Source organism: Corynebacterium segmentosum, assembly GCF_900637825.1.
Taxonomy (GTDB): Bacteria; Actinomycetota; Actinomycetes; order Mycobacteriales; family Mycobacteriaceae; genus Corynebacterium; species Corynebacterium accolens.
On record NZ_LR134408.1, the window covers coordinates 453,894 to 475,425 of the forward strand.

The 21,532-nt window shown below is 63.4% G+C and carries 22 protein-coding genes and 1 pseudogene; 16 read left to right on the forward strand and 7 right to left on the reverse strand.

Annotated features, from left to right (window positions below):
- The first annotated feature begins 167 nt into the window (after positions 1–167).
- The 5 genes from EL217_RS02280 to EL217_RS02300 all read left to right on the forward strand — a co-directional run bounded on the left by EL217_RS02280 (position 168) and on the right by EL217_RS02300 (position 3,430).
- Positions 168–677, forward strand: coding sequence for a hypothetical protein (locus tag EL217_RS02280; RefSeq protein ID WP_126318330.1), 510 nt, complete (start codon positions 168–170; stop codon positions 675–677).
- On the forward strand, positions 677–1,351 hold the full coding sequence (gene tsaB, locus EL217_RS02285; RefSeq protein ID WP_126318332.1) for a tRNA (adenosine(37)-N6)-threonylcarbamoyltransferase complex dimerization subunit type 1 TsaB: 675 nt from the start codon (positions 677–679) through the stop codon (positions 1,349–1,351). The genes EL217_RS02280 and tsaB overlap by 1 nt, the downstream gene beginning before the upstream one ends.
- Positions 1,348–1,869 carry a ribosomal protein S18-alanine N-acetyltransferase gene (rimI, locus tag EL217_RS02290; protein ID WP_126318334.1) on the forward strand — a complete coding sequence of 174 codons (522 nt, stop codon included), beginning with the start codon at positions 1,348–1,350 and terminating at the stop codon, positions 1,867–1,869. Before tsaB ends, rimI begins: the two co-directional genes overlap by 4 nt.
- A complete protein-coding gene (gene tsaD / locus EL217_RS02295; protein ID WP_126318336.1) occupies positions 1,869–2,912 on the forward strand; it encodes a tRNA (adenosine(37)-N6)-threonylcarbamoyltransferase complex transferase subunit TsaD in 1,044 nt (347 codons plus the stop codon). The genes rimI and tsaD overlap by 1 nt, the downstream gene beginning before the upstream one ends.
- 89 nt (positions 2,913–3,001) lie before the next feature.
- On the forward strand, positions 3,002–3,430 hold the full coding sequence (locus EL217_RS02300) for a hypothetical protein (RefSeq protein WP_005277173.1): 429 nt from the start codon (positions 3,002–3,004) through the stop codon (positions 3,428–3,430).
- Between the two features lie 11 nt (positions 3,431–3,441).
- Here EL217_RS02300 and EL217_RS02305 read toward each other — a convergent pair whose 3' ends face one another.
- Together EL217_RS02305 and EL217_RS02310 are read right to left on the reverse strand one after the other, a co-directional pair.
- Complete coding sequence (locus EL217_RS02305; RefSeq protein ID WP_005277175.1) at positions 3,442–4,077, reverse strand: response regulator; 636 nt, start codon at positions 4,075–4,077, stop codon at positions 3,442–3,444.
- Positions 4,074–5,270 carry a sensor histidine kinase gene (locus EL217_RS02310; RefSeq protein ID WP_126318338.1) on the reverse strand — a complete coding sequence of 399 codons (1,197 nt, stop codon included), beginning with the start codon at positions 5,268–5,270 and terminating at the stop codon, positions 4,074–4,076. The genes EL217_RS02305 and EL217_RS02310 overlap by 4 nt, the downstream gene beginning before the upstream one ends.
- 112 nt (positions 5,271–5,382) lie before the next feature.
- Between EL217_RS02310 and EL217_RS02315 the strand changes: the two genes are divergently transcribed.
- From EL217_RS02315 to groL, 4 genes are all read left to right on the forward strand, one after another.
- A complete protein-coding gene (locus tag EL217_RS02315) occupies positions 5,383–5,988 on the forward strand; it encodes an ABC transporter ATP-binding protein (RefSeq protein WP_126318340.1) in 606 nt (201 codons plus the stop codon).
- Positions 5,972–7,234 (forward strand): FtsX-like permease family protein, encoded by a 1,263-nt coding sequence (locus EL217_RS02320; protein WP_126318342.1) that lies wholly within the window; start codon positions 5,972–5,974, stop codon positions 7,232–7,234. Before EL217_RS02315 ends, EL217_RS02320 begins: the two co-directional genes overlap by 17 nt.
- 310 nt (positions 7,235–7,544) lie before the next feature.
- Positions 7,545–7,838 (forward strand): co-chaperone GroES, encoded by a 294-nt coding sequence (gene groES, locus EL217_RS02325; RefSeq protein WP_023028321.1) that lies wholly within the window; start codon positions 7,545–7,547, stop codon positions 7,836–7,838.
- Between the two features lie 9 nt (positions 7,839–7,847).
- On the forward strand, positions 7,848–9,473 hold the full coding sequence (gene groL, locus EL217_RS02330) for a chaperonin GroEL (RefSeq protein ID WP_023028322.1): 1,626 nt from the start codon (positions 7,848–7,850) through the stop codon (positions 9,471–9,473).
- Between the two features lie 373 nt (positions 9,474–9,846).
- Here the strand turns inward: groL and EL217_RS02335 are convergent, their stop codons facing one another.
- Complete coding sequence (locus EL217_RS02335) at positions 9,847–10,143, reverse strand: WhiB family transcriptional regulator (RefSeq protein ID WP_126318344.1); 297 nt, start codon at positions 10,141–10,143, stop codon at positions 9,847–9,849.
- A 419-nt stretch (positions 10,144–10,562) separates the two neighbouring features.
- Between EL217_RS02335 and EL217_RS02340 the strand changes: the two are divergent.
- Together EL217_RS02340 and EL217_RS02345 are read left to right on the forward strand one after the other, a co-directional pair.
- Positions 10,563–11,134, forward strand: a pseudogene (locus EL217_RS02340) (sigma-70 family RNA polymerase sigma factor).
- Positions 11,135–11,199: 65 nt separating this feature from the next.
- Positions 11,200–11,958, forward strand: coding sequence for a hypothetical protein (locus tag EL217_RS02345; protein WP_023028324.1), 759 nt, complete (start codon positions 11,200–11,202; stop codon positions 11,956–11,958).
- Positions 11,959–12,005: 47 nt separating this feature from the next.
- Here the strand turns inward: EL217_RS02345 and EL217_RS02350 are convergent, their stop codons facing one another.
- A complete protein-coding gene (locus EL217_RS02350; protein WP_023028325.1) occupies positions 12,006–12,377 on the reverse strand; it encodes a DUF5319 domain-containing protein in 372 nt (123 codons plus the stop codon).
- A gap of 120 nt (positions 12,378–12,497) precedes the next feature.
- On the opposite strand from EL217_RS02350, the gene guaB reads away from it, so the two are divergent.
- From guaB to guaA, 3 genes are all read left to right on the forward strand, one after another.
- Complete coding sequence (guaB, locus tag EL217_RS02355) at positions 12,498–14,018, forward strand: IMP dehydrogenase (protein ID WP_023016786.1); 1,521 nt, start codon at positions 12,498–12,500, stop codon at positions 14,016–14,018.
- A 7-nt stretch (positions 14,019–14,025) separates the two neighbouring features.
- A complete protein-coding gene (locus EL217_RS02360; RefSeq protein WP_005277202.1) occupies positions 14,026–15,177 on the forward strand; it encodes a GuaB3 family IMP dehydrogenase-related protein in 1,152 nt (383 codons plus the stop codon).
- Between the two features lie 254 nt (positions 15,178–15,431).
- Complete coding sequence (gene guaA, locus EL217_RS02365) at positions 15,432–17,006, forward strand: glutamine-hydrolyzing GMP synthase (protein ID WP_023016787.1); 1,575 nt, start codon at positions 15,432–15,434, stop codon at positions 17,004–17,006.
- Positions 17,007–17,069: 63 nt separating this feature from the next.
- Here guaA and EL217_RS02370 read toward each other — a convergent pair whose 3' ends face one another.
- Both EL217_RS02370 and EL217_RS02375 read right to left on the reverse strand, forming a co-directional pair.
- Positions 17,070–18,134, reverse strand: coding sequence for an HNH endonuclease signature motif containing protein (locus EL217_RS02370; RefSeq protein ID WP_126318346.1), 1,065 nt, complete (start codon positions 18,132–18,134; stop codon positions 17,070–17,072).
- A gap of 137 nt (positions 18,135–18,271) precedes the next feature.
- Complete coding sequence (locus EL217_RS02375) at positions 18,272–18,691, reverse strand: hypothetical protein (protein ID WP_126318348.1); 420 nt, start codon at positions 18,689–18,691, stop codon at positions 18,272–18,274.
- Between the two features lie 58 nt (positions 18,692–18,749).
- Between EL217_RS02375 and EL217_RS02380 the strand changes: the two genes are divergently transcribed.
- Together EL217_RS02380 and EL217_RS02385 are read left to right on the forward strand one after the other, a co-directional pair.
- Positions 18,750–19,418: a hypothetical protein gene (locus tag EL217_RS02380; protein ID WP_126318350.1), complete on the forward strand. Its 669-nt coding sequence runs from the start codon at positions 18,750–18,752 to the stop codon at positions 19,416–19,418.
- Positions 19,415–20,947 (forward strand): DNA polymerase Y family protein, encoded by a 1,533-nt coding sequence (locus tag EL217_RS02385; RefSeq protein WP_126318352.1) that lies wholly within the window; start codon positions 19,415–19,417, stop codon positions 20,945–20,947. The genes EL217_RS02380 and EL217_RS02385 overlap by 4 nt, the downstream gene beginning before the upstream one ends.
- Here the strand turns inward: EL217_RS02385 and EL217_RS02390 are convergent.
- Positions 20,944–21,501: an AMIN-like domain-containing (lipo)protein gene (locus EL217_RS02390; RefSeq protein WP_126318354.1), complete on the reverse strand. Its 558-nt coding sequence runs from the start codon at positions 21,499–21,501 to the stop codon at positions 20,944–20,946. The genes EL217_RS02385 and EL217_RS02390 overlap by 4 nt on opposite strands.
- Positions 21,502–21,532 lie beyond the last annotated feature (31 nt).

Sequence of the window (21,532 nt, forward strand, 5' to 3'; positions counted from 1 at the left end):
ATGTCCCGCGCTAATTATTCACCCACTGGGTAAGCCGCCTACACTGGCAGGCACTACCCCGTGGGTGAGTGTTTGTTAGCCGCCGAGTAGCCTCGGTAATAGAGTTGACAATCACTTCCCATTTGCACTTATATGACCCCCTTGACTCGAGGAGCTTTACTCACCCCATGACTAAATTTGCTCGCAACCTGACCACAACCATTATCGCGCTGTTTATCATTGTGATGATGGTGCTCGTTGCCGGGGCTACCCTGCGTGATGAGGATTCCTTGGAGGGCAACCTCACTACGACTTTGCAGCACGCCCCGCGGAACCTCGAGGTAATGTCTCTCATTCCTTCGGATGTCTACGGCGCCGACTACAATGCCTTCGGCTTCATCTGCCCGGGCATGGCAGAAGATAAGGTCAAGGAAGCCGCCCCGAATCCTGATGACATCACCTTCGAGGACGGTGTTGTCCCCGAAGGCAAGAGCTACGTCATGGCGCTGGGCCACAACGTCGAGCCCTATGTAGAGGAATTGGATTCCTCCGAGGTTGAGGTCTGCGAGATGATCAACGCGCAGGTCAAGGCTATGGAGCAGCAGGGCCACGGCCTTGACGGTGGGGTCCCGCTGGTCCAGGGCTCCCAGCCGCTGACCTTCCAGAGCGATAACGGCGTGTGGAAGCTTGTCGGCTAATGCGCGTGCTAGCCATTGATACGGCGACGACCGCCCTGGTCACCGGGGTAGTCGATACCGAGTCTGGGCAGACCACGCAGCGAGTTCTGGCCGATACGCGCGCGCACAATGAACGGCTCATGCCCACCATCCTCGAGGTGATGAGCGAGGCCGGGCTTGAGCTCGGTAACCTCGACGCCATCGTTGCAGGCATGGGGCCTGGCCCCTTTACCGGCTTGCGCGTTGGCATGTCCACGGCATCGGCGCTTGCCGATGCCCTCTCCATCCCCCTCCACGGCGTCTGCACCCACGATGCCATCGCGCATACCGCGCTAGCAGGGGCGAATGAAAAGGACGCGGCGCTGGTCGCCACCGATGCCCGGCGCAAGGAAATTTATTGGGCCACCTACCGCGCGGGGCAACGCCTTATGGGCCCAGAGGTAGCGAAGCCGGGGGATCTCACCCTGGAGGGGATCGCGCAGATCATCATTCCAGAAAAACTGGCTGACCAGCTGCCGGAAGAACTCGCCACGCTGCCGCGTAGCGAGGGCGCACCCACCGCCGAGGGCTTGGTGGCCGTCGCGCGGCTCGACGCAGAACCGGCGCCATTCGTGCCCATGTACCTGCGCCGCCCCGATGCGGTTCCGCCCAAAAAGCAGCAGCTTTCCGCGGCCATTCCAGAGGTGCGCCTGTGAACCTGCGCGAGCTCACCCCCGCCGATGCGCCGCGCTGCGCCGAGCTGGAAAAGGTGCTATTTCCCGGTGAAACCCCGTGGACGGAAGCAGTATTTGAGCAAGAAATGGCCCAGCCCTTCAACTTCTACCTCGGGGTGGAAGGCGCCCTCGATCCCACAGCGCCAGAGGAGGGCGAGGATCCGGTCTTATTGGGCTATGCCGGCATCGGCATGATGGGCCCAGCCGCAGATCCAGAGTTTGAAATCCACACCATCGGCGTCGATCCGCAGGCCCAGCGCCGCGGCATCGCGCGCATGATGATGGACAATATTTGCTATATCGCGGACTTAAAAAGCGCGCCCATCTTCTTAGAGGTGCGGGTGGGAAACGATTCCGCCATCGAGCTATACCGGCGCTATGGCTTTAGCATCGAGGGAATCCGCCGCAATTATTACCAGCCCTCCGGCGCGGATGCGCACGTCATGGTGCGCCCCAGCCAGTCGCCACAAGCAAGCCAGCGCGAAGCAAAGGAGCAGTAATGAAGGTCATGGGCATCGAGTCCTCCTGTGATGAGACCGGGGTGGGCATCGTCGAGCTGGACCAGAACGGCCATATGGAGATCCTCGCCAATGCCGTTGCTTCGTCGATGCAGCAGCACGCGCGCTTTGGCGGCGTCGTGCCCGAAATTGCCTCCCGCGCGCACCTGGAGGCCATGCCGCAGGTGATGCGGGCGGCGTTGGATGAGGCGGGCATCGATAAGCCCGATGCCATTGCCGCCACCGTGGGCCCGGGCCTGGCCGGCGCCCTGCTCGTCGGCGCTTCCGCTGCCAAGGCCTATGCCGCCGCGTGGGGCGTGCCTTTTTATGGCGTCAACCACCTCGGCGGCCACGTGGCCGTGGCCAACCTCGAGGGCGAGAGCCTGCCGCACTCGGTTGCGCTGCTGGTCTCCGGCGGGCACACGCAGTTGCTCGAGGTCGAGGCCGTGGGAAAGCCCATGCGCGAATTGGGCTCCACGCTTGACGATGCCGCCGGTGAAGCCTACGACAAAGTCTCCCGCCTCCTAGGGCTGGGGTACCCGGGTGGACCGGTCATCGATAAGCTGGCTAGCCGCGGAAAACCCACCATTGATTTCCCGCGCGGCATGTCGCGCGCCGAGGACCTGCGCGGCGAGCACCGGCATGATTTCTCGTTCTCGGGGCTAAAGACCTCCGTTGCGCGCTATGTGGAGCGCGCCGAAAAGGCCGACGAGACCATCTCCGTGGAGGATGTATGCGCCTCGTTCCAAGAAGCTGTGGCCGATGTGCTCACCGCCAAGGCCATTCGCGCCTGCGAGGATACCGGGGCGAAGGTGCTCCTGCTCGGTGGCGGCGTCGTGGCCAATTCCCGGCTGCGGGAGCTGGCCGCCGAGCGCTGCAAGGCCGCTGGTGTGGAGCTGCGCGTGCCGCGGTTTAATCTGTGCACCGATAACGGCGTGATGATTGCTGCCCTCGGCGCCCAGCTCATTCATGAGGGTGCTGAGCCGTCGGGCCTGGGTATCGGCACCGATACGCAACTGGACGTGGAAGAGCCACAGTTAACCTAAAGTTCTTTTTCCTCGCACTGCGGGGTGGGGGAGTCGGCGGTAACGTTTAACGCGTTCACGCCCTCTCCGCTTTAAAGGAGCTTTCTCTCATGACCGTTGGTTTCCTCGTCAACCCCGATCTCACGCGCCGAAAAATCGAGTTCGAATTAGAACACGCCAACCAGTTCTTGGGCGGCACCACCGAGGATCGCGTCTCCGTCGTCTTTCAAGATGACGGTACGACCTACGCCGCGCTGTATAACCCAGAAGCCAAGCAGGAAGGCGCCGAGCCCAACCCGGTTGCATCCCTGGCGCGCAATGCCGCGGACACGGGAAACTCCGCCTTTTTGCAAGACCCCATCCGCGCTATCAGCGGCCCGGTCATCTTCGTGGATGCAGAGGGCGAGGAGGACTCCATCGATGAGGTCATCGCTTCCGTCGAGCACGGCATCCGCGCGGTGAAAAACTACCGCGAGGATTTCCCTGACGAGTACACACTCTGGCGCGCGGCGGTCATCAACTCCACGAAGAGCGCGTAAGCACCCATCCTTTAGCGTTCGGTGTGGCGCAGCCACATCAGCACGGCCTTGACGCGGCGATTGGCGTCTTCGGGCCGAAACCCGAGCTTGAGAAAAACATTGGAGACGTGCTTGCTTACCGCCCCAGCGGTTAATACCAGCTTGTCTTCGATTTCTTGGTTGCTCAATCCCTGCGCCATCAGCCCCAAAACCTCGCGTTCGCGGGCGGTTAGCTGGCTCAGCCCCGTGCGCCGCGCGGAGAGCAGGGCGGTGACCACTTCTGGGTCGACGACGGTGCCGCCGCCTGCCACTTCCTCAAGGGTGTGCACGAATTCATCCACATCGGATACGCGCTCTTTGAGCAGGTAGCCGAATCCGCCGTGTTCTAAGAGCCGGTCCAAGTAGCTTGCCGCCACGTACTGGCTGAGTACCACCACCGGTTGCGACGGGTCTGCTGCTCGCACATCGTGCACGGCGCGCAGCCCATCATCGCTCATGGTGGGCGGCATGCGGACATCGCTAATGATCAGATCGAAGTCATCGCTGCCTGCGCAGGCGCGCAATTCTTCCGCATCGTTGACGGCGGTCACGCTATGGCCCAGTGCCGCCAAAAGCTGTTCCAGCCCGGCGCGCAAAAGGGCAGAATCTTCTGCCAATAAGAGTTTCATCGGGCCTCCTTTAGCGGTAGTGACATGGTCAATGTTGCTCCTTGTCCTTCTGCGTGCGCGGGGGAGAAGTCGACGCTGCCGCCGAGCGCCGCGGCCCGCTCGCGCAGCCCGGCCAGGCCAGTGCCCGCGGTTGCACCGGTGGTCTTTGCGGTAGTCGATTCGCCACCCGTATCGGTGCGGGTACCAGCGTCGACCCGGGAGTGCGCGGGGTCGGACGCGCTAGGGCCTACTCCTGTAGAGAAGCCACCGGAGCCGTTATCGCGGATGCTGAGGTGAAGATCGTCGCCAAAAGAGATGGACACGGTGGCGGCGGTGGCCGCGCCGTGGGTTGAGGCGTTGGTCAGCGCCTCTGCTACCGCGTGGTAGGCCAGTAGCGCCGTCGTTTCCCCAATCGATCGTTCCGCGCCTTCGATGTGCAGTTCCGCGTCGAGCCCGCTGTGGGCCAAGAGCTCATCGAGGGCGGGGATGAGGCCGTCATCGAAAAGCACCTGTGGCGCAATGCCGCGCACGGTAGCGCGCAGGGCGGATAGGGCTTGGGTGGCGTTATGTTCGGCATCGGCAAGCGCCTGCTGGGCCTCGGGCGGGGACTGGAGTTTGGCTGCTGCCAGGTTGAGCTTGAGCGCGGTCAGGTACTGCTGGGGGCCATCGTGGAGCTCGCGCTCGATGCGGCGGCGCTCGCCCGAAAAGGCATCAATAAGCGTGGCGCGCGAGGCCGCCAACTCCTCCGCGGAGGGGCTCAGCGCGAGCCGGGTGAGGGAAATAGAGGCCTTGACCAGCAGGCGGTTGAGCACCACCAGTAGGACGAAGAGCACGGCGGCCGCGAGCCAGCACACGACAAAAATCAATGGGCGATTATCGGTGGTCCACTCGCCGGCATTGAACTCGGCCTGCGGAATAAACGGCGCGATGACCAGTACGCCCGCGACAAAACCGACAGAGACCCAGTTGACAAAGCAGGCCACGCAAATAAGAAGCTGTAGTAAAAGGTGATAAAACTGCTGCCAATCAAACCATCTGTTGGCCCGTCGCGGGGGAATATCAACGCCCATCCACTTCGCGCCACAGCGGCCGATAAACTCCGCGGCGCGGGCTACCAGCGGAATCCACGGCAGCATGAGCACCGAAATCACCAGTCCCGGAAGGGCAAGTATTCCGAGGACGAGGCTCCACCCGTTGGCCTTGACAGTTCGCATATCCGTTCAGCCTAGCCGCCGCGCCGGGGTGGGGGCAGTAGAGCTAGCCCCACCATTTTTCGGGCAGCCTTCCCCATCGCGCGTGCGGGGCACGGCCGGTGGAATGGAGGGCATGTTGAAAGCACAGAATCTGAGCAAGCGCTACGGCAGCCATACCGCACTCGCCGAAGTGGACCTAAGCATCGAGCCGGGGGAATTTGTCGCGATTATGGGGCCATCCGGAAGCGGCAAGACAACGCTGTTGAACCTGCTATCCGGGCTGGATAAGCCCAGTTCCGGCACGGTCAACGCACCGGGCCGCACAGAGCGCGCCTTCGTATTCCAGGATTATAACCTGCTGGAATCGCTGAACGCCCGCAAAAATGCCACGTTGACCGCGCACTTTTCTGGTCGGCGTTGCAGCCGCGACGAGGTGCAGAAAACCTTCGCGTCTTTGGGGCTTGACGGACTGGAGCGCCGCTTGCCCACGCAGCTGTCCGGCGGTCAGCAGCAGCGCGTCGCCGTCGCCCGCGCCTTGCTGGCCGGTGCGTCGTATATCTTCGCCGATGAGCCTACGGGCGCGCTTGACGATGCCACCGCCCAACTCGTCCTCACCCACCTCCGCACCGCCGCACGGGGCGGGGCCGCGGTGGTCATGGTGACCCACTCGCACCTCGCCGCGGAGGCCGCCGACCGCATTATCGAGCTCCAGGAGGCCAACCATGCTGGTGTGGCTTAAGGACTTACAAAGCAATTGGCTCTCATGGCTTGCCGTGGCCTTGACCATGGTGGTCTCATCGGCCGCGTGCGCGCTGGCGGTATCGATGCTGGTGGCCACCTCGGATGCGGACGAAGATCCCACGGGGCCGCTCGGCGGCACCGTGCTGGGCATGGCGGTCTGCGCCGTCGTATTGATCACGCTGTCGCAGATGCGGCTGATCATTGAGGAACGCGAACCCGTCTACCGCTCGTGGCGCATGATTGGCATGCCCGGGTGGATGATCAATAGCTTCATTGTGGGGCAGGTCAGTGCCGTGAGCGCTATCGCGGCGTTCATCGGGACCTTCCCAGCGCGCCTATTGGTTGAACCCATGACTGCGGCCTTTCGCAGCGATGGGATTCCCATGCCGGAGTTGGCCATTACCCCGCTGGTCATCCGCATCGCCGTGTCCGTGTGCGTGGCGTCAGCGGTTTGCGGTGCCCTCATACCGCTGCGCCGGGTCTTTCGCCCGCGAGTGGAACCTCGCCCGGTGTGGGTGGTGCTGCGCTGCCTCGTGGCCGCAGGCTTGGTAGGCGGCGCCGTATACGGCTGCCTGCAGATAGAGGAGCCGGCCGATAGCATCGCCGCTTCCATGGGGCTGGTCATCCTGGTGGCATTCATGACGCCATGGCTCATGCCCGCCGTGGACCAATGGACGCGACTATGCGGCATCGCCGGGGCCAATGTGCGGGTGCGCCGCCGCTTTTCCGTGCCCCATATCGTCCCGTGGGTGCTGTTTGGTGGCTTGATTGTCGCGGTCGGCTCGGGGATAAGGATGTTCAAAAGTAGTATGGGCGACTTAGACACCTTGTCATCGGGGCAGGTCTTCGCGGCGTTTCTCGGCCCAGTCGTGGCCCCAAGCATCGTTGGTGCGGTGTTGACTTCACTCATTATGCGCTCGCGCATCGCCAGCGATGTTCGCGGACTGCGGCTGGCCGGCGCCTCACCGGCGGCGTGGGCACGGGTGCAGGTGGGAGAGGCATTTTGCCTGACTGTTACTGCTGCGGTCCTAGTCATCGCCTTGAGCGTCGCGGTGGTCGCGGTGCTCAACGAGCTGTTGTATCCCGGTTCTCATTCCGGGATAGGCGCGCTGTGGGAGGGGCTTGCCGGAGTGTGGTGGGCGCCGTTCGGCCTAATTTTTGGCGCCATGTTTCTTGCGCTGTGCGCGGTCAAGCTCATTCTCGCGGGATTCCTGCGCTCAACCGCCCAGATCCGCACAAACTGATGGATGAATCGCCGATATTCTGATGGGTAGAACGCGCTCAAACTGATGGGTGAAACGGCTTCAAACTGGTGGATGGATTTAAAATGACTGCTCAAGGCTGCTTATTCACCGTCTTTGACCTACACGGCGCATTAGTGTGGCCCCGCTGCGGGGGTCGCGTCGTTGTTGAGGGTTAGCAGTCACGAGGGTAGAGTGCTAATCAGGTTGTTTGACCCACAGTTGTTCACCTGCGACGACGGCTGTGCTGGACATCCACAACCGGCACGCGCGCGCCATCGAGCGCGCAAACGAACAATACGGAGGAAACATCATGGCAACTATTAAGCCGCTTGAGGACCGCGTCCTCGTACAGATCGTAGAAGCAGAATCCACCACCGCATCCGGCCTGGTTATCCCGGATTCCGCAAAGGAAAAGCCGCAGGAAGCTACCGTTATTGCCGTCGGCCCGGGCCGTTGGGAAGACGAAGATGACCGCATCCCAATGGACGTTAAGGAAGGCGACACCGTTGTCTTCTCCCGCTACGGCGGCACCGAGCTCAAGTACGACGGTGAAGAGTACCTGTTGCTGAGCCAGCGCGACATCCTCGCCATCATCGAGAAGTAGGAAATACTTATGGCAAAGCTTATTGCATTCGACCAAGAAGCCCGCGAGGGAATTCAGCGCGGCGTCGATACGCTGGCTGATGCCGTCAAGGTCACCCTCGGCCCCCGCGGCCGCAACGTCGTGCTGTCCAAGGCCTTCGGCGGCCCGACCGTCACCAACGACGGCGTTACCATCGCCCGCGATATCGACGTCGAGGAGCCCTTCGAGAACCTCGGCGCCCAGCTGGTCAAGTCCGTTGCGGTCAAGACCAACGACATCGCCGGCGATGGCACCACCACCGCTACCTTGCTGGCCCAGGCGCTCATTTTTGAGGGCCTGCGCAACGTTGCAGCCGGCGCTAATCCGGTAGAGCTTAACCGTGGCATCTCCGCGGCGGCGGAAAAGGCTGTCGAAGAGCTCAAGGCACGCGCCACCCCGGTCAATTCCGCCTCTGAAATTGCGCAGGTAGCCACCGTGTCCTCCCGCGATCCGGAGGTCGGCGAGATGGTCGCCGGCGCCATGGAAAAGGTGGGCAAGGATGGTGTGGTCACCGTCGAAGAGTCCCAGACCATGGACTCCACCGTGGATGTCACCGAAGGTATTTCCTTTGACAAGGGCTACCTTTCCCCGTACTTCGCTACGGAGGAAGAGACCAACCACGCCGTGCTTGACGATGCCGCCATTTTGCTCGTCCGCAACAAGATTTCTTCCCTGCCGGACTTCTTGCCGCTATTGGAAAAGATCGCGGAAACCAACCGTCCGACCCTCATCATCGCGGAAGACGTTGAAGGCGAGCCGCTGCAGGCGCTCGTGGTCAACTCCATCCGCAAGGTCCTGAAGGTCGCCGCCGTGAAGGCACCGTACTTTGGCGAGCGCCGCAAGGGCTTCATGGATGACTTGGCCGTGGTTACCGGCGCCACCGTGGTGGACCCTGAGGTGGGCGTCAACCTGAACGAGGTCGGCCTTGAGGTACTGGGTTCCGCACGCCGCGTGACCATCACCAAGGAAGACACCGTGCTTGTCGATGGCGGCGGCAGCGCCGCAGCCCTCGATGATCGCCGTGAACAGATCCGCGGCGAAATCGCCCGCACCGATTCCACCTGGGATAAGGAAAAGCTCGAGGAGCGCTTGGCCAAGCTCTCCGGCGGCGTCGCCGTTATCCGCGTCGGTGCCGCTACCGAGACCGAGGTCAACGAGCGCAAGCTGCGCGTCGAGGACGCCATCAACGCCGCCCGCGCGGCCGTGGAAGAAGGCGTCATCGCCGGCGGCGGTTCCGTGCTGGTACAGATCTCCAAGGAGCTTGAGTCCTTTGCCCAGGACTTTGAGGGCGAGGCTAAGGTCGGCGTGCTCGCCGTCGCCCGCGCTCTGACCCGCCCGGCATTCTGGATCGCAGAAAACGCAGGTCTTGATGGCTCTGTCATCGTCTCCCGCGTATCCGAGATGGCCAACGGCGAAGGCTTTAATGCCAACTCCCTGGAGTACGGAAACCTCATCGATAACGGCATCATCGATCCCGTGAAGGTCACCCACTCCGCAGTGGTCAATGCCACCTCCGTTGCCCGCATGGTTCTTACCACCGAGGCATCCGTTGTGGAAAAGCCGCAGGAAGAAGATAACGCTGAGGCTGGTCACGGCCACGGCCATCACCACCACTAATTCCTGCGCTGCATATAGCCCAGAGCCCGCCGCGTCTTCCCCGCCTTGTTGGGGAGGCTGCGGCGGGCTTCTGGCTTATATGTAAAGCACGCGGGAACCACATAACCCGTGCGATGCCACGGTAGGCTTTTTTAGCCGCCAGCGGCAGCACGAGAGAGGCTAGCTCACAAAAGGCGCCAAGCTTAGGGTTCCTCCTCAGCCGGAGGTTGCCTCGTTTTTAGCGGAAGACCCCAGGACTTAGCGGGCTCGAAGGAGTCCCTCACGGGGCGTTATTTGCAGCAGGCGCTTGCTACGCAGGGCTAATCCGGAACCCCGCACTCCCGCCCGCCGCGAGCGAGGTGTGTGGACTTTGTGCGCCAACTTTAGTTTTGGCTTAAGCGTTGACCGTTGCGCGGCGGCGCTTGCGCAGCGCCACCACGCGCTCAGACTCGCTCATGCCACCCCAGACGCCATACGGTTCTGCCGAACGCAGGGCGTGCTCGCGGCAGAGCTCGATAACCGGGCAGGAATTGCAAATGGCCTTGGCGCGGTTTTCGCGCTGGGCGCGGGCGCGGCCACGCTCTCCGTCTGGATGGTAAAACACGTCCAAGTTTTCACCGCGGCACGCACCTTGCAACTGCCAATCCCAAACATCTGCAGTAGGTCCGAGAAGAGACTTGGACTGAGACACGTTTCTTAAGCTCCTTATAACAGGACGAGAATTCTTACGCTGGCGGCCGGTGGAGAGTCATCCGCGAACCGCAACGATTTGTAGTGTGTCGCGTCTTGGTAAACAAAGGGTTACTAGTATTTAACTTCTAGGTATTGTATCTATTTATGGGACTCGTTAGCGCCCATTTACCTGCAATAATGACTAAGGTTAACGAATTATGAATTTTCCTCTTTCTATTGTGCAGGGGGCATAAACCCGCCTTCAATGCGGGTACAACCGCTGGGCGCGGGTTTCTTGGTGGGGGTTTCTTTGCTGGGGCATCGCCAAGCAAGGGCAGTGCCGAGGCGGAGGTGTGCAACGCAATAGTCCCTTTGCACTCCCTACCCCAGAGGAAATATGGTTGAATATCGATTTAATAGTCTGCAGAGGGTGCACTCGTGAGCGATAAGGATAAAGAGCTAGCGGAACTCGTCCCGCTGGCCGCTGGTGGTAGCCGCCGCGCACTGCAATCTATCCTGCAAATTATTCATCCGCAGGTGCTGCGTTATTGCCGCGCGCGCATCGGTGGCGGGCGCCAGCCCACCGCGGAAGACGTGACCCAAGAAATCTGCCTCGCCGTCGCCACCTCTATCGATTCCTATGAAGACAAGGGCCGGCCGTTTATGGCTTATGTCTACGGCATCGCTTTTAATAAGGTCACCGATGCCCACCGCGCCATGGGCCGCGACCGCTCTACACCCACCGAAGAGCTTCCAGAAAGCACCGCGAACGAGGCGACTCCCGAGGAATGGGCGCTGGAAAATGACGGTAGTAACAGAATGCGCGCCTTGCTCGATACCTTAAGTGACAAGGCAAAAACATCGTTATTTTGCGCGTGTTCGTTGGTCTTTCGGCAGAAGAAACCGCCGATATCGTGGGGTCTACCCCGGGTGCGGTTCGCGTCGCACAGCACCGAGCTCTCGCACAATTGCGAAAGGCTCTTGGGCAACAACTAGCTACCGAGGGCTAAAGCCACAACCCCCGCTCTAGTCGCACGCGTACACCTTAAGAAAGGAAGGAGGGACAGAAACCATCATGGCCTCCAAGCATTCTAAAAAGAATAACGATGACCTGACGGAGCAGCTCCAGCCCTTGGTAGATGATGATGCATTCCTCACCGAGCTGTCGCAGGGTAAAGATCCCTCCAATGGCAGCGATGAGCTCGCTGGGCTGCTGTTGGGGCTGAAGGGGGACATCGATAAGCAGATGCCGCCAGCCCCGCGCGTGGATGGGGTAGAGGAAGAACCGGAAGTCGTAAGCCTCAATAAGGTGCGGTCTCGCCGGCGCAATCGCCCCGTGATGCATGGGCTTATCGGCGCGGCCGCCGCCACTGTGATCCTCGCCGGTGCGGGCGGGGTCATGGTTAATTCCGGCGCCTTTGATCACCCAGATGAAACCCGCAACGTGGAGCTGGCCGGGACCTTAGATGAGATGGAATCCCGCGCGGCAGAGGGAGATATCGAAGGCGCGCGCGAACTCATGAAGGAAGCCCGCGCCAAGCTCGAAGAGGCTGAAGGCAAGGAAGAAAACGCCATCGCCGCCAAGGAAGAGGCCGAAAAGAAGCGCTCTGCCCGTCCGAAGCACACGACCGTGACGGAAACCGCCACCGAGACCGTGCCGGGCCAGCAGCCGCAGGACAAGCCCGAACCGGCGCCGAAGACCGTGACGGAAACGCAGTACCAGACCTCAACCGTGGTGGTAACGGAGCAAGCACCGGAGAACTCGCAGCCTGAGACGCGCGAGCCCGAAGAAAGCCCCACCACAACCATTCAGTTGGGGCCAGGCTCCGAGTAACAGGCTTCGAGTAACGAGGGCAGGGCTAAAGCCCTCGCACTAAAGCCCTAGCGGTTTTCCAAGCCGTCCAAGTAACCCAGCGCGTAGTCCCACGGCACGTAGCGGCGCGGGTCCGGCTCTGCTCCAGGCTCGTGCACTGGGGCAAGCTCGCCTGCCAGCGTGGCGCGCATATTGGCGGCCATAATGTCCCACTCGTAGAAGTGGTTTTCCTGGCAGTCTTCACACAGGAAGAAGATGCCATCGATCCCGCGCGGGCCGAGCACACTTGCGAATTTCTCTACCAGGGCGAGATCGTGGATGAGGGCGAGGCGGTCTTCATCGGAAAGCGGCATGACCTGCTCGTCCTCCTCCAAGAAGGAGGCGGGGTCATTCGGATCGTCTGCAAAAGGATCGCGGGGCATATTGGCGAAGAAGTTCACGCCTGCGAGCCTATTGAACTTGCCCGCTTAAGGCAATTAACCCCTAGCCTGAATGGTGTCATTGGCCGGGCACGCACTACAGTTGGGGTAGCCGCTGAACCTGTTTAAGGAGATACCTCGATGAGCGATTACCCTATTCACACTGGTGGAGATGACCCGAACAAGGTAGCCCTGCGCGGCTTGACCTTTGATGACGTGCTTCTTTTGCCCGCCGAGTCCAATATCGTGCCCTCCGAGGTCGATACCGGCGCGCAATTTACCCGCAATATTCGCCTAGGCGTGCCGCTGGCATCCGCAGCGATGGATACCGTGACCGAGGCCCGCATGGCCATCGCCATGGCGCGCCAGGGCGGCATCGGCGTGCTGCACCGCAACCTTTCTGCGGAAGCGCAAGCTGAGCAGGTAGAAATCGTCAAACGCTCCGAGTCCGGCATGGTCACGGACCCGGTCACCGCCCGCCCCGAGATGACCATTGGCGAGGTCGACGCCCTGTGCGCCCGCTTCCGCATTTCCGGCCTGCCGGTCGTGGATAAGGACGGCACCCTGCTGGGCATTTGCACCAACCGCGATATGCGTTTCGAGCCGGACTTTGATCGCAAGGTCAGCGATGTCATGACCGCGATGCCGCTCGTCGTCGCGCGCGAGGGCGTGTCCAAGGACGAGGCCCTAGAGCTGCTGTCGGCCAATAAGGTAGAAAAGCTGCCGATTGTTGATGCAAATAACAAGCTCATTGGCCTTATCACCGTCAAGGACTTCGTCAAATCCGAGCAGTACCCCAACGCCTCCAAGGATGCTTCCGGCCGTCTGTTGGTTGCCGCGGGCATTGGTACCGGCGAGGAGTCCTATCAGCGCGCCGCCGCGCTTGTCGATGCCGGCGTTGATGCCCTTGTCGTCGATTCCGCCCACGCCCACAATAACCGCGTGCTCGAGATGGTTTCCCGCGTGAAGAAGGACTTCGGCGACAAGGTCGATGTCATTGGCGGCAACCTCGCCACCCGCGAGGCCGCCCAGGCGATGATCGACGCCGGCGCGGACGCCATCAAGGTCGGCATCGGCCCGGGCTCCATCTGCACCACCCGCGTCGTCGCCGGCGTCGGTGCGCCGCAAATCACCGCGCTGATGGAGGCCGCAGCCGTCGCCGCCCCCGCGGGCGTGCCGGTCATCGGCGATGGCGGCATGCAGTACTCCGGTGACATCGCCAAGGCGTTGGCCGCCGGTGCCGATACCGTCATGCTGGGCTCCATGTTTGCCGGCACCACTGAGGCGCCCGGTGACATCGTGGTCTACCAGGGCAAGCAGTACAAGCGCTACCGCGGCATGGGCTCCATGGGCGCTATGCAGGGCCGCGGGCTCTCCGGCGAAAAGCGCTCCTACTCCAAGGACCGCTACTTCCAGGCCGACGTACGCAGCGAGGACAAGCTGGTGCCAGAAGGCGTGGAGGGTCGCGTGCCCTTCCGCGGTGAGATCGATGCCATCGTGCACCAAATCATCGGCGGCCTGCGCGCGGCCATGGGCTACACCGGCTCGGCCACCCTAGATGAGCTCAAGACCAAGCGATTTGTCCAGATCACCGCCGCGGGACTGAAGGAATCCCACCCGCACCACCTGCAGCAAATCGCCGAAGCCCCGAACTACCGCTAGGACAAACATGCGTGAATACGCCGAAATCGGCATCGGCCGCGAGGCCCGCCGCACCTTTGATTTAGACCAGGTCTCCATCGTCCCCCAGCGCCGCACGCGCTCGTCCAAGGACGTGGATACCACCTGGAATATCGATGCCTATACCTTCGATACCCCCTTCGTTTCGCACCCCACCGATGCGCTCGCCACGCCCGAGTTTGTCATCGAGATGGGCAAGCAGGGCGGGCTCGGTGTCATCAACGCCGAAGGCCTGTGGGGCCGCCACGAGGACCTCGAGGGTGCCTTGGCGCGCATCTATTCCCAGCCGGGCGATAATTCCACCATTCAGGAGCTGCACGCCGCCCCGCTTGACGATGCCCTCCTTGCCTCCCGCATTGCCCAAGTGCGCGAGTCCGGTGTGACCGTCGCCGTGCGCGTTTCGCCCCAAAACGCCCGCGAGATGGCGCCCAAGGCCATCGCGGCTGGGGCCGAGTTACTGTTCATCCAGGGCACGCTGCTGTCCGCGGAACACGTCGCCACCGGCGGCGAGCCGCTGAACCTGAAGGAATTTATCGGCTCGCTCGAAGTACCCGTCATCGCCGGTGGCGTGGCCGACTACACCACGGCGCTGCACCTGATGCGCACCGGGGCGGCCGGCGTCATCGTGGGCGCGGGCGTGACGACCAACGCGGAAACCGTCGGCATCGATACCGCCATGGCCACCGCCATTGCCGATGCCGCCGCCGCCCGCCGCGACTACCTCGACGAGACCGAAGGCCGCTACGTGCACATCATTGCGGATGCGGAGTTCGATAACTCCGGGACCATCGCCAAGGCCTTCGCCTGCGGCGCCGATAGCGTCGCGCTCGGCCCCCTTCTTGCCCAGGCCCGAGAGGCAGGCGGTAGGGGATGGTACTGGCCGGCTACCGCAGGCCATCCTCGGTTCCCGCGCGGATACGCGCAGTTCGCCGGCGTCGATACCGACCTCGATGTGGATTTCCTCACCGCAGGCGATGCTGCGCCCGTGGCTGCGCCGAGCCTGGAAACCGTGCTGCACGGCCCATCCAGCGAACCATTCGGCCGCACCAACCTCGTGGGTGCGCTGCGGCGTGCCCTCGCAAAGTGTGGGTACACCGACTTGAAGTCGTTCCAGAAGGTCGAGCTCGCGGTTCGCTACTAAGTAGCGCGCGGCGCGCCTCGCACGGTGCGGGCTCGCGCTGCTGCGCCCCGAGTCCCACCGCGCGCCGAATCGCTGCGCCCGGCGCCGCCGCGCCCACGGCTTCCTGGCGCACCCTGTGTTACTTGCGTCCATGGGCCCTCGCGCACCCCGATTCGCTTGCGCGGCCCGCGCCACCACGGCGCGAAAGCCGCCGCAAAGCCCCGCAGGGGCAAGCGCTTCCTGGGCCGCGGGGCCGATGGGTTAGACTATGGGGCGTGACTAAGCCAAATACTACCCCGCGCCCAGTCCTCGTCGTGGACTTTGGCGCTCAGTACGCGCAGCTCATTGCCCGTCGCGTGCGCGAGGCCAAAATCTACTCCGAGGTTGTTTCCAACTCCGCCTCTATCGAGGAAATCAAAGCCAAAGACCCCGCCGCGCTTATTTTGTCCGGCGGCCCGTCGTCCGTCTATGCCGACGGCGCCCCAGCGCTCAAGCCTGAGCTGCTGGAGCTCGGCGTACCAGTCTTCGGCATTTGCTACGGCTTCCAGGCCATGAACCACATCCTCGGCGGTACCGTATCTTCTACCGGTGAGCGTGAATACGGCCGCACCGATATCGACGTCAAGGGCGGCATCCTGCACGAGGGCCTCGAGCCCACGCACAAGGTATGGATGTCCCACGGCGACGCCGTCTCCGCCGCCCCCGAGGGCTTCGACGTAACCGCAACCTCCGCCGGCGCCCCAGTCGCCGCGATGGAGTGCCCGGCCAAGCAGATGGCCGGCGTGCAGTACCACCCAGAGGTGCTGCACTCGCCCCACGGCCAAGAAGTGCTCACCCGCTTCCTCACGGAGATCGCCGGTCTGGAGCAGAACTGGACCGCCGATAATATCGCCGAGCAGCTCATCGCGGATATCCGCACCCAAGTAGGCAAGGAAGGCCGCGCTATTTGCGGCCTGTCTGGTGGCGTGGACTCTGCGGTCGCTGCAGCCTTGGTGCAGCGCGCCATTGGCGATCGCCTGACCTGCGTCTTCGTCGACCACGGCCTGCTGCGCGCGGGCGAGCGCGAGCAGGTCGAAACCGACTTCGTCGCTTCTACCGGCGCCAAGCTAGTCACCGCGGATGAGCGTTCTGCCTTCCTAGCCAAGCTGGCAGGTGTGAGCGATCCAGAGGCTAAGCGCAAGGCTATCGGGGCGGAGTTCATTCGCTCCTTTGAACGCGCCGTAGCCGGCGTGCTTGCCGATGCCCCCGCCGGCTCCACCGTCGATTACCTCGTCCAGGGCACCTTGTACCCGGACGTCGTTGAATCCGGCGGCGGCGACGGCACCGCCAATATTAAGTCGCACCACAACGTCGGCGGCCTCCCGGATGACGTCGAGTTCGAGCTCGTCGAGCCGCTGCGCCTGCTCTTTAAGGACGAGGTGCGCGCGGTAGGCCGCGAGTTGGGCCTGCCGGAAGAGATCGTCGGCCGCCAGCCCTTCCCGGGCCCGGGCCTGGGCATCCGCATCATCGGCGAGGTCACCGAGGACCGCCTCGAGACCCTGCGCCAGGCGGATCTGATTGCCCGCACCGAGCTGACCAATGCCGGATTGGACGAGCAGATTTGGCAGTGCCCGGTCGTGCTGCTTGCCGATGTCCGCTCCGTCGGCGTCCAAGGCGATGGCCGCACCTACGGCCACCCCATCGTGCTGCGCCCGGTATCTTCCGAGGACGCCATGACCGCGGACTGGACCCGCTTGCCGTATGACGTGCTAGAGAAGATCTCCACCCGCATCACCAACGAGGTTAAGGACGTCAACCGCGTGGTCTTGGATTGCACCTCCAAGCCACCGGGAACCATCGAGTGGGAGTAAAACCCACAAAACGGCATGCGTATAAGGCGCTCAGTACTTGAGCGCCTTTTCGCATACCTGCGGCTAGTTGCGGGGTGTTACGGGTGGCCGCCAGACGATGCGACCGCCCACCCTTTCTAGCCGCCCGCGCCGAGGCGGGGCATTGGGATCGTCGTCGTTGATGCCGTTGTGGTAAGCACAGCACACGACGAGGTTGTTCATATTGGTCTCCCCGCCGCGGCTCCAGGCCGTGAGGTGGTGGACCTGGGATAAATCGGCCGGTTGATTGCATCCGGGCCAGGCGCAGCGCGGATTTTCCGCGGCCGCCATCATCCTCTGCTTATCGGTGGCCACGCGCGCCGTGCGGTAGAGGTTGACCGGCCCTTCTACAGGATGCACGAGGGTGACATAGCCCGTTTCGCCATCACCGCTGCCGTTGCCGCTGGGGCCGGGGGCGGAATAGCCGGCATCGTTAAGCACGCGGCGCAGGTACTCGGTACCGGACATGGTCGCACCGTTGGTGAGATCGAGTTGCACGTCGTCGCCGTGGCCGTCGCGGAGGCGAATGAATTTCTCCAGCGGCACGATGGCGTTGGTGACCACCGTGGAGCGCGCGGCGCTGCCGGCGCCGAAGAAGATATCTTCCACCGCCTGCAGCGGCTTTTTATCGGCGGCTGTAATCGCGCCCTGCAGATCCGCAATGAAGCGGGAGGTACCAGTAATGGCGAGCGTCCAGTAGTCATTGGGGCGCCGGTAGGTGCGCACGCCGGGGCTGACCGTGGACTTTTTCATCTCGCGCACCCGGCGCCGGGCGTGTTTGATAATGGCGCTCATCTCCGCGGACATCGCACAGCACTCCGCGCGCAGCTCCCACGCCTGCTTCTTGCTGGGCGCGCGGTTGACCACGCGCTCGATGCCGGCGAGGAGGGCAATGGGGTGGGAGTTGGCGCGGGCATCGGCAATGGCGCGGCGCTGCATCCGGCTAAAGGCGGTGTGGCCGTAGTAGCTTTCGCATAGAAGGAGCAGGTCGGCGGCGATGGCATCGGGCGCGCCGCGCTCCATAAGCTCAGACCCAGAGAGCCCGCGGCACGCGGCGATGATATCCATGCCGGGCGCGAGGGCGGTGAGGTAGGTCTCGAGTGCGTTCATGCCGCCTACGCTAGGGCGGTAGTAGCCCGCGCTCAATCGCTAGGGCAACCGCAAAGGCGCAATTTGTGGATAACCCGGATCCGTAGCGTGAAAACCAGGGGAAATCCTGTGGATAAGTCCCCGCAGTGTCGCATGGATTAGACAAAGGCCAGTCGGCGCGTGCCATCCACGTGGGGGAAGGCGATAAAACTTATACCTGAGACCGCAACCCACACCAGCGCCGAGCCCCACGCGGGCAGGCCGAGGATGGGCGCGAGCATAATAAGGAGCCATAAAATCATCAGCGGTACTAGCTGCGCGATGGTGGGGATGAGATCGGCATCGTGCCGGTCGGTGTAGAAGCGCATCTCGCGGCGGTAGGGGTGGGCAAAGACCAAGACGAAGGCCGCCACGAGGCAGACCGCGGCCCCAGATAGGGTGGCGAAGAAATGGGTGCGGGTGGTCAGCAGCGCGACGGTGGCGCCGAGCAGGATGGAGGATCCGAGGCGCACCCACGGCGGGGTGGGGATGGGGGTTGGATTCTCGCGCATAGCACCGTAGGCCTCGTTCAGGTTCATGCGCTTAAGACTACCATTCGAACATACAGTTGCATGTGTCCGGTTGAGGGTTCATACTGTGTGGGTGAGTCAAACGAACGTTCGCCTGGAAAAAGCGGTAGCGGGGCTGGAGAGGTCCGACCGCGTTGCGGTGCTGCGCGCCCGCATGCAGGCGATGGAGCAGGAGGATGAAGACGAGCTGGTAGATACCGTTCCCCAGCTGGCGCGGCTACTTCCCGCAGGTGGGCTCGCTCGGCGGAAGGTGGTCTCGTGTGCGGAGTGTCCCGCGCTCGTGGTGGAGCTTATCTGCCATCTTACGGCCCGCGGGGGCCATGTGGGGATAGTGGGGTGGCCGGATCTTTCTCTCGCACAAGTTTCCGAAATGGGGCAGCTTAACAACGTGGTCACCGTCCCCGATCCGGGCCTGGAGTCATGGGCGGTAACCAGTGTGCTGGCAGAGGGCATGGACCTTATCGTCCACCATGGCCCGCCCGGCGAGCTGAGCCCGGCCAAGGCGCGGCCGGTGTGGGCGAAGATCCGCGGCGGGCAGGCTGCGGTGCTGACCGTGGGCGCGCGGCTGCCGGGCACCGCGGTGCGCATTGGGGCGGAGGTGAGTACGTATCGGGGCATCGGCAAGGGCAGCGGGCGCATCCGCGGCGTGGATATCGATCTTGCGGTGGACTCGAAAAAGGGCACGGCGCGCGGGAGCCTCACCATGGGCGAAGCCCGCAGGTTGGAGGCCGTATGAGGGTGGCCGCGGTGTGGTTTCCGGATTGGCCCATCCAGGCGGTCGCGCAGGCAGGGCCGGTGCTGGTTGCGCGCAATCATGCGGTGCTGGTCTGCGATAGCGCGGCGCGCCGGGCCGGCATTCGGCGCGGGATGCGCCTGCGCCAGGCCCAGGCGATTTGCCCTGAGGTAAAGGTGGTGGAGGCGAACCCGGATAGGGACGGCGCGGCCTTCGCGGAGATTGCGGCAGGCTTGGACGCCGTGGCCTCGTCCGTGGAGGTGCTGCGGCCCGGCCTGGCCATCGTGGACGCGGGGGCGGCGCTGCGCTATCACGGGCCGGAGGCGCTGGAGATGCTTGCCGATGCCACCGCGCACGCCGGTTTTGATTCCACCCTCGGCGTGGCAGACGAGATCGCCACGGCCATCATCGCGGCCCGACATCGCGGGGTAGGCGCGGTGGTGCCGGAGGGCGGGTCCCGGGATTTCTTGACCGCCCAGCCCGTGGGCGTCTTAGCCGAGGAGGCTGCGCTGGGGTTTTCTGCGGAATTTGTGGCCCAGCTGCAGAAATTGGGCGTGCGTCGGTTAGGTGATGTGGCGGCGCTGCCATTTAAGCAGGTGGTTACCCGGTTTGGGCAGCAGGGCAAACGCGCGCACGAGGTGGCGCACGCGCGGGCGGACCGGCGGGTGTCCCCGGAAATGGCGAGGCCCGATCTGTCCGTGAGCAGCGAGCAATCCATCGAGCGCGTGGATGCGGCGGCATTCGTGGCCAGGCAATTGGCCGCGCAGTTGCACGTGCGGTTGGCGGAGGCGGAAGTGGTGTGCGTGCGCCTGCGCGTGGTGGCGGAGCTGGCCACTGGTGAAACCGTGGCCCGGGTATGGCGCACGCACGAGGCGTTGACGGAGCAAGCGACCGCGGACCGGGTGCGCTGGCAGCTGGATGGGTGGCTTATAGCGGCGCGCTCGAGCGGCAAGGACGGCGCCGCGATCGTGCGGCTGGTGCTCGAGCCGGTGGAGGTGGCCAAGCCGCAGGCCGATGGCCTCTGGGGCGGGGATGCCTCACAGGAACAGGTCAAGCGGGTGATTTCGCGCGTGCAATCGCAGCTGGGCATAGACCGCGTCTTGCAGCCGCGGGCCGCCGGTGGCCGTGGGGTGGCCGAGCGCATCGAGTACGTGCCCTATGGGGAGCAGCGCGATGCCACACCGCAAGGCAGCTGGCCGGGCAGGATTCCCGCGCCGCTTCCCGCCCGCCTAGGCGGCGGGCCGAACCACCCGGCCGCGCGCATTCGGCTTATCGATGCCGTCGCCCGGGACGTCATCGTCACCGCCGAGGCCCTCCTATCCTCTGTGCCTGTGGGACTCGGGTGGGGCGCGCACCGCTACCGCGTTATCGGCTGGGCTGGCCCGTGGCCGGTGGATACGCAGTGGTGGACCGAAAAGCCACAGCACGCGGCGCGGCTACAAATTGTGGGCCAGGCTGAGCGGGAACAGCGCCAGCGCGCCTGGCTCTTGGTGTGGGCAGAGGGGCGCTGGCGCGTGGAAGCGACGTATTAGGAGCGAATATCTACCACGAGGCGCGTGGGATTTTCTAGCACCTGCACGGAATAAGGCTTGCGCTGGTTCATGCCGATGACAAACTGGCTGCGGCCCTCGTAGGTGCGGCCGTTGACCACTTGGGTAATAACGCCGCCGGCAGGTGCCTCGACGATGCCAATGCGCGGCTCGTCGATGCCCGCCTCAAACGGATAGACCACGCCATCGATATTGACATTGAGCGTGGTATCACCGGCATAGTTAATGGGTTGGCCGGAGCCTTGCTGCTTGGGGTTATCGGCGTAATCCACGAACCAGCCTGGGGAACCCTCGCCCTCGAGCTCGAAGACGGCGCGCTCAAAACCATCGTGCTGGCCCACGCGCACCTTGGTCACCACGAGCTGCGAAGGGGCCTCGGGGCGCAGCGTTTTCATGCTCATATCCGCCTCACCCAGCGGGTTGATGTGCGAGTTTCCCACAGAGGCCGCCATGGTGGTGTCATCCGCTGATTCGGTGCTGCAGCCGGTGAGGAAGGCTGCGGCGGCAAGCAGGAGCGAGAGGCGGGCTTTATACATGACCACTAGAGTATAATTTCCAGTAATTGCT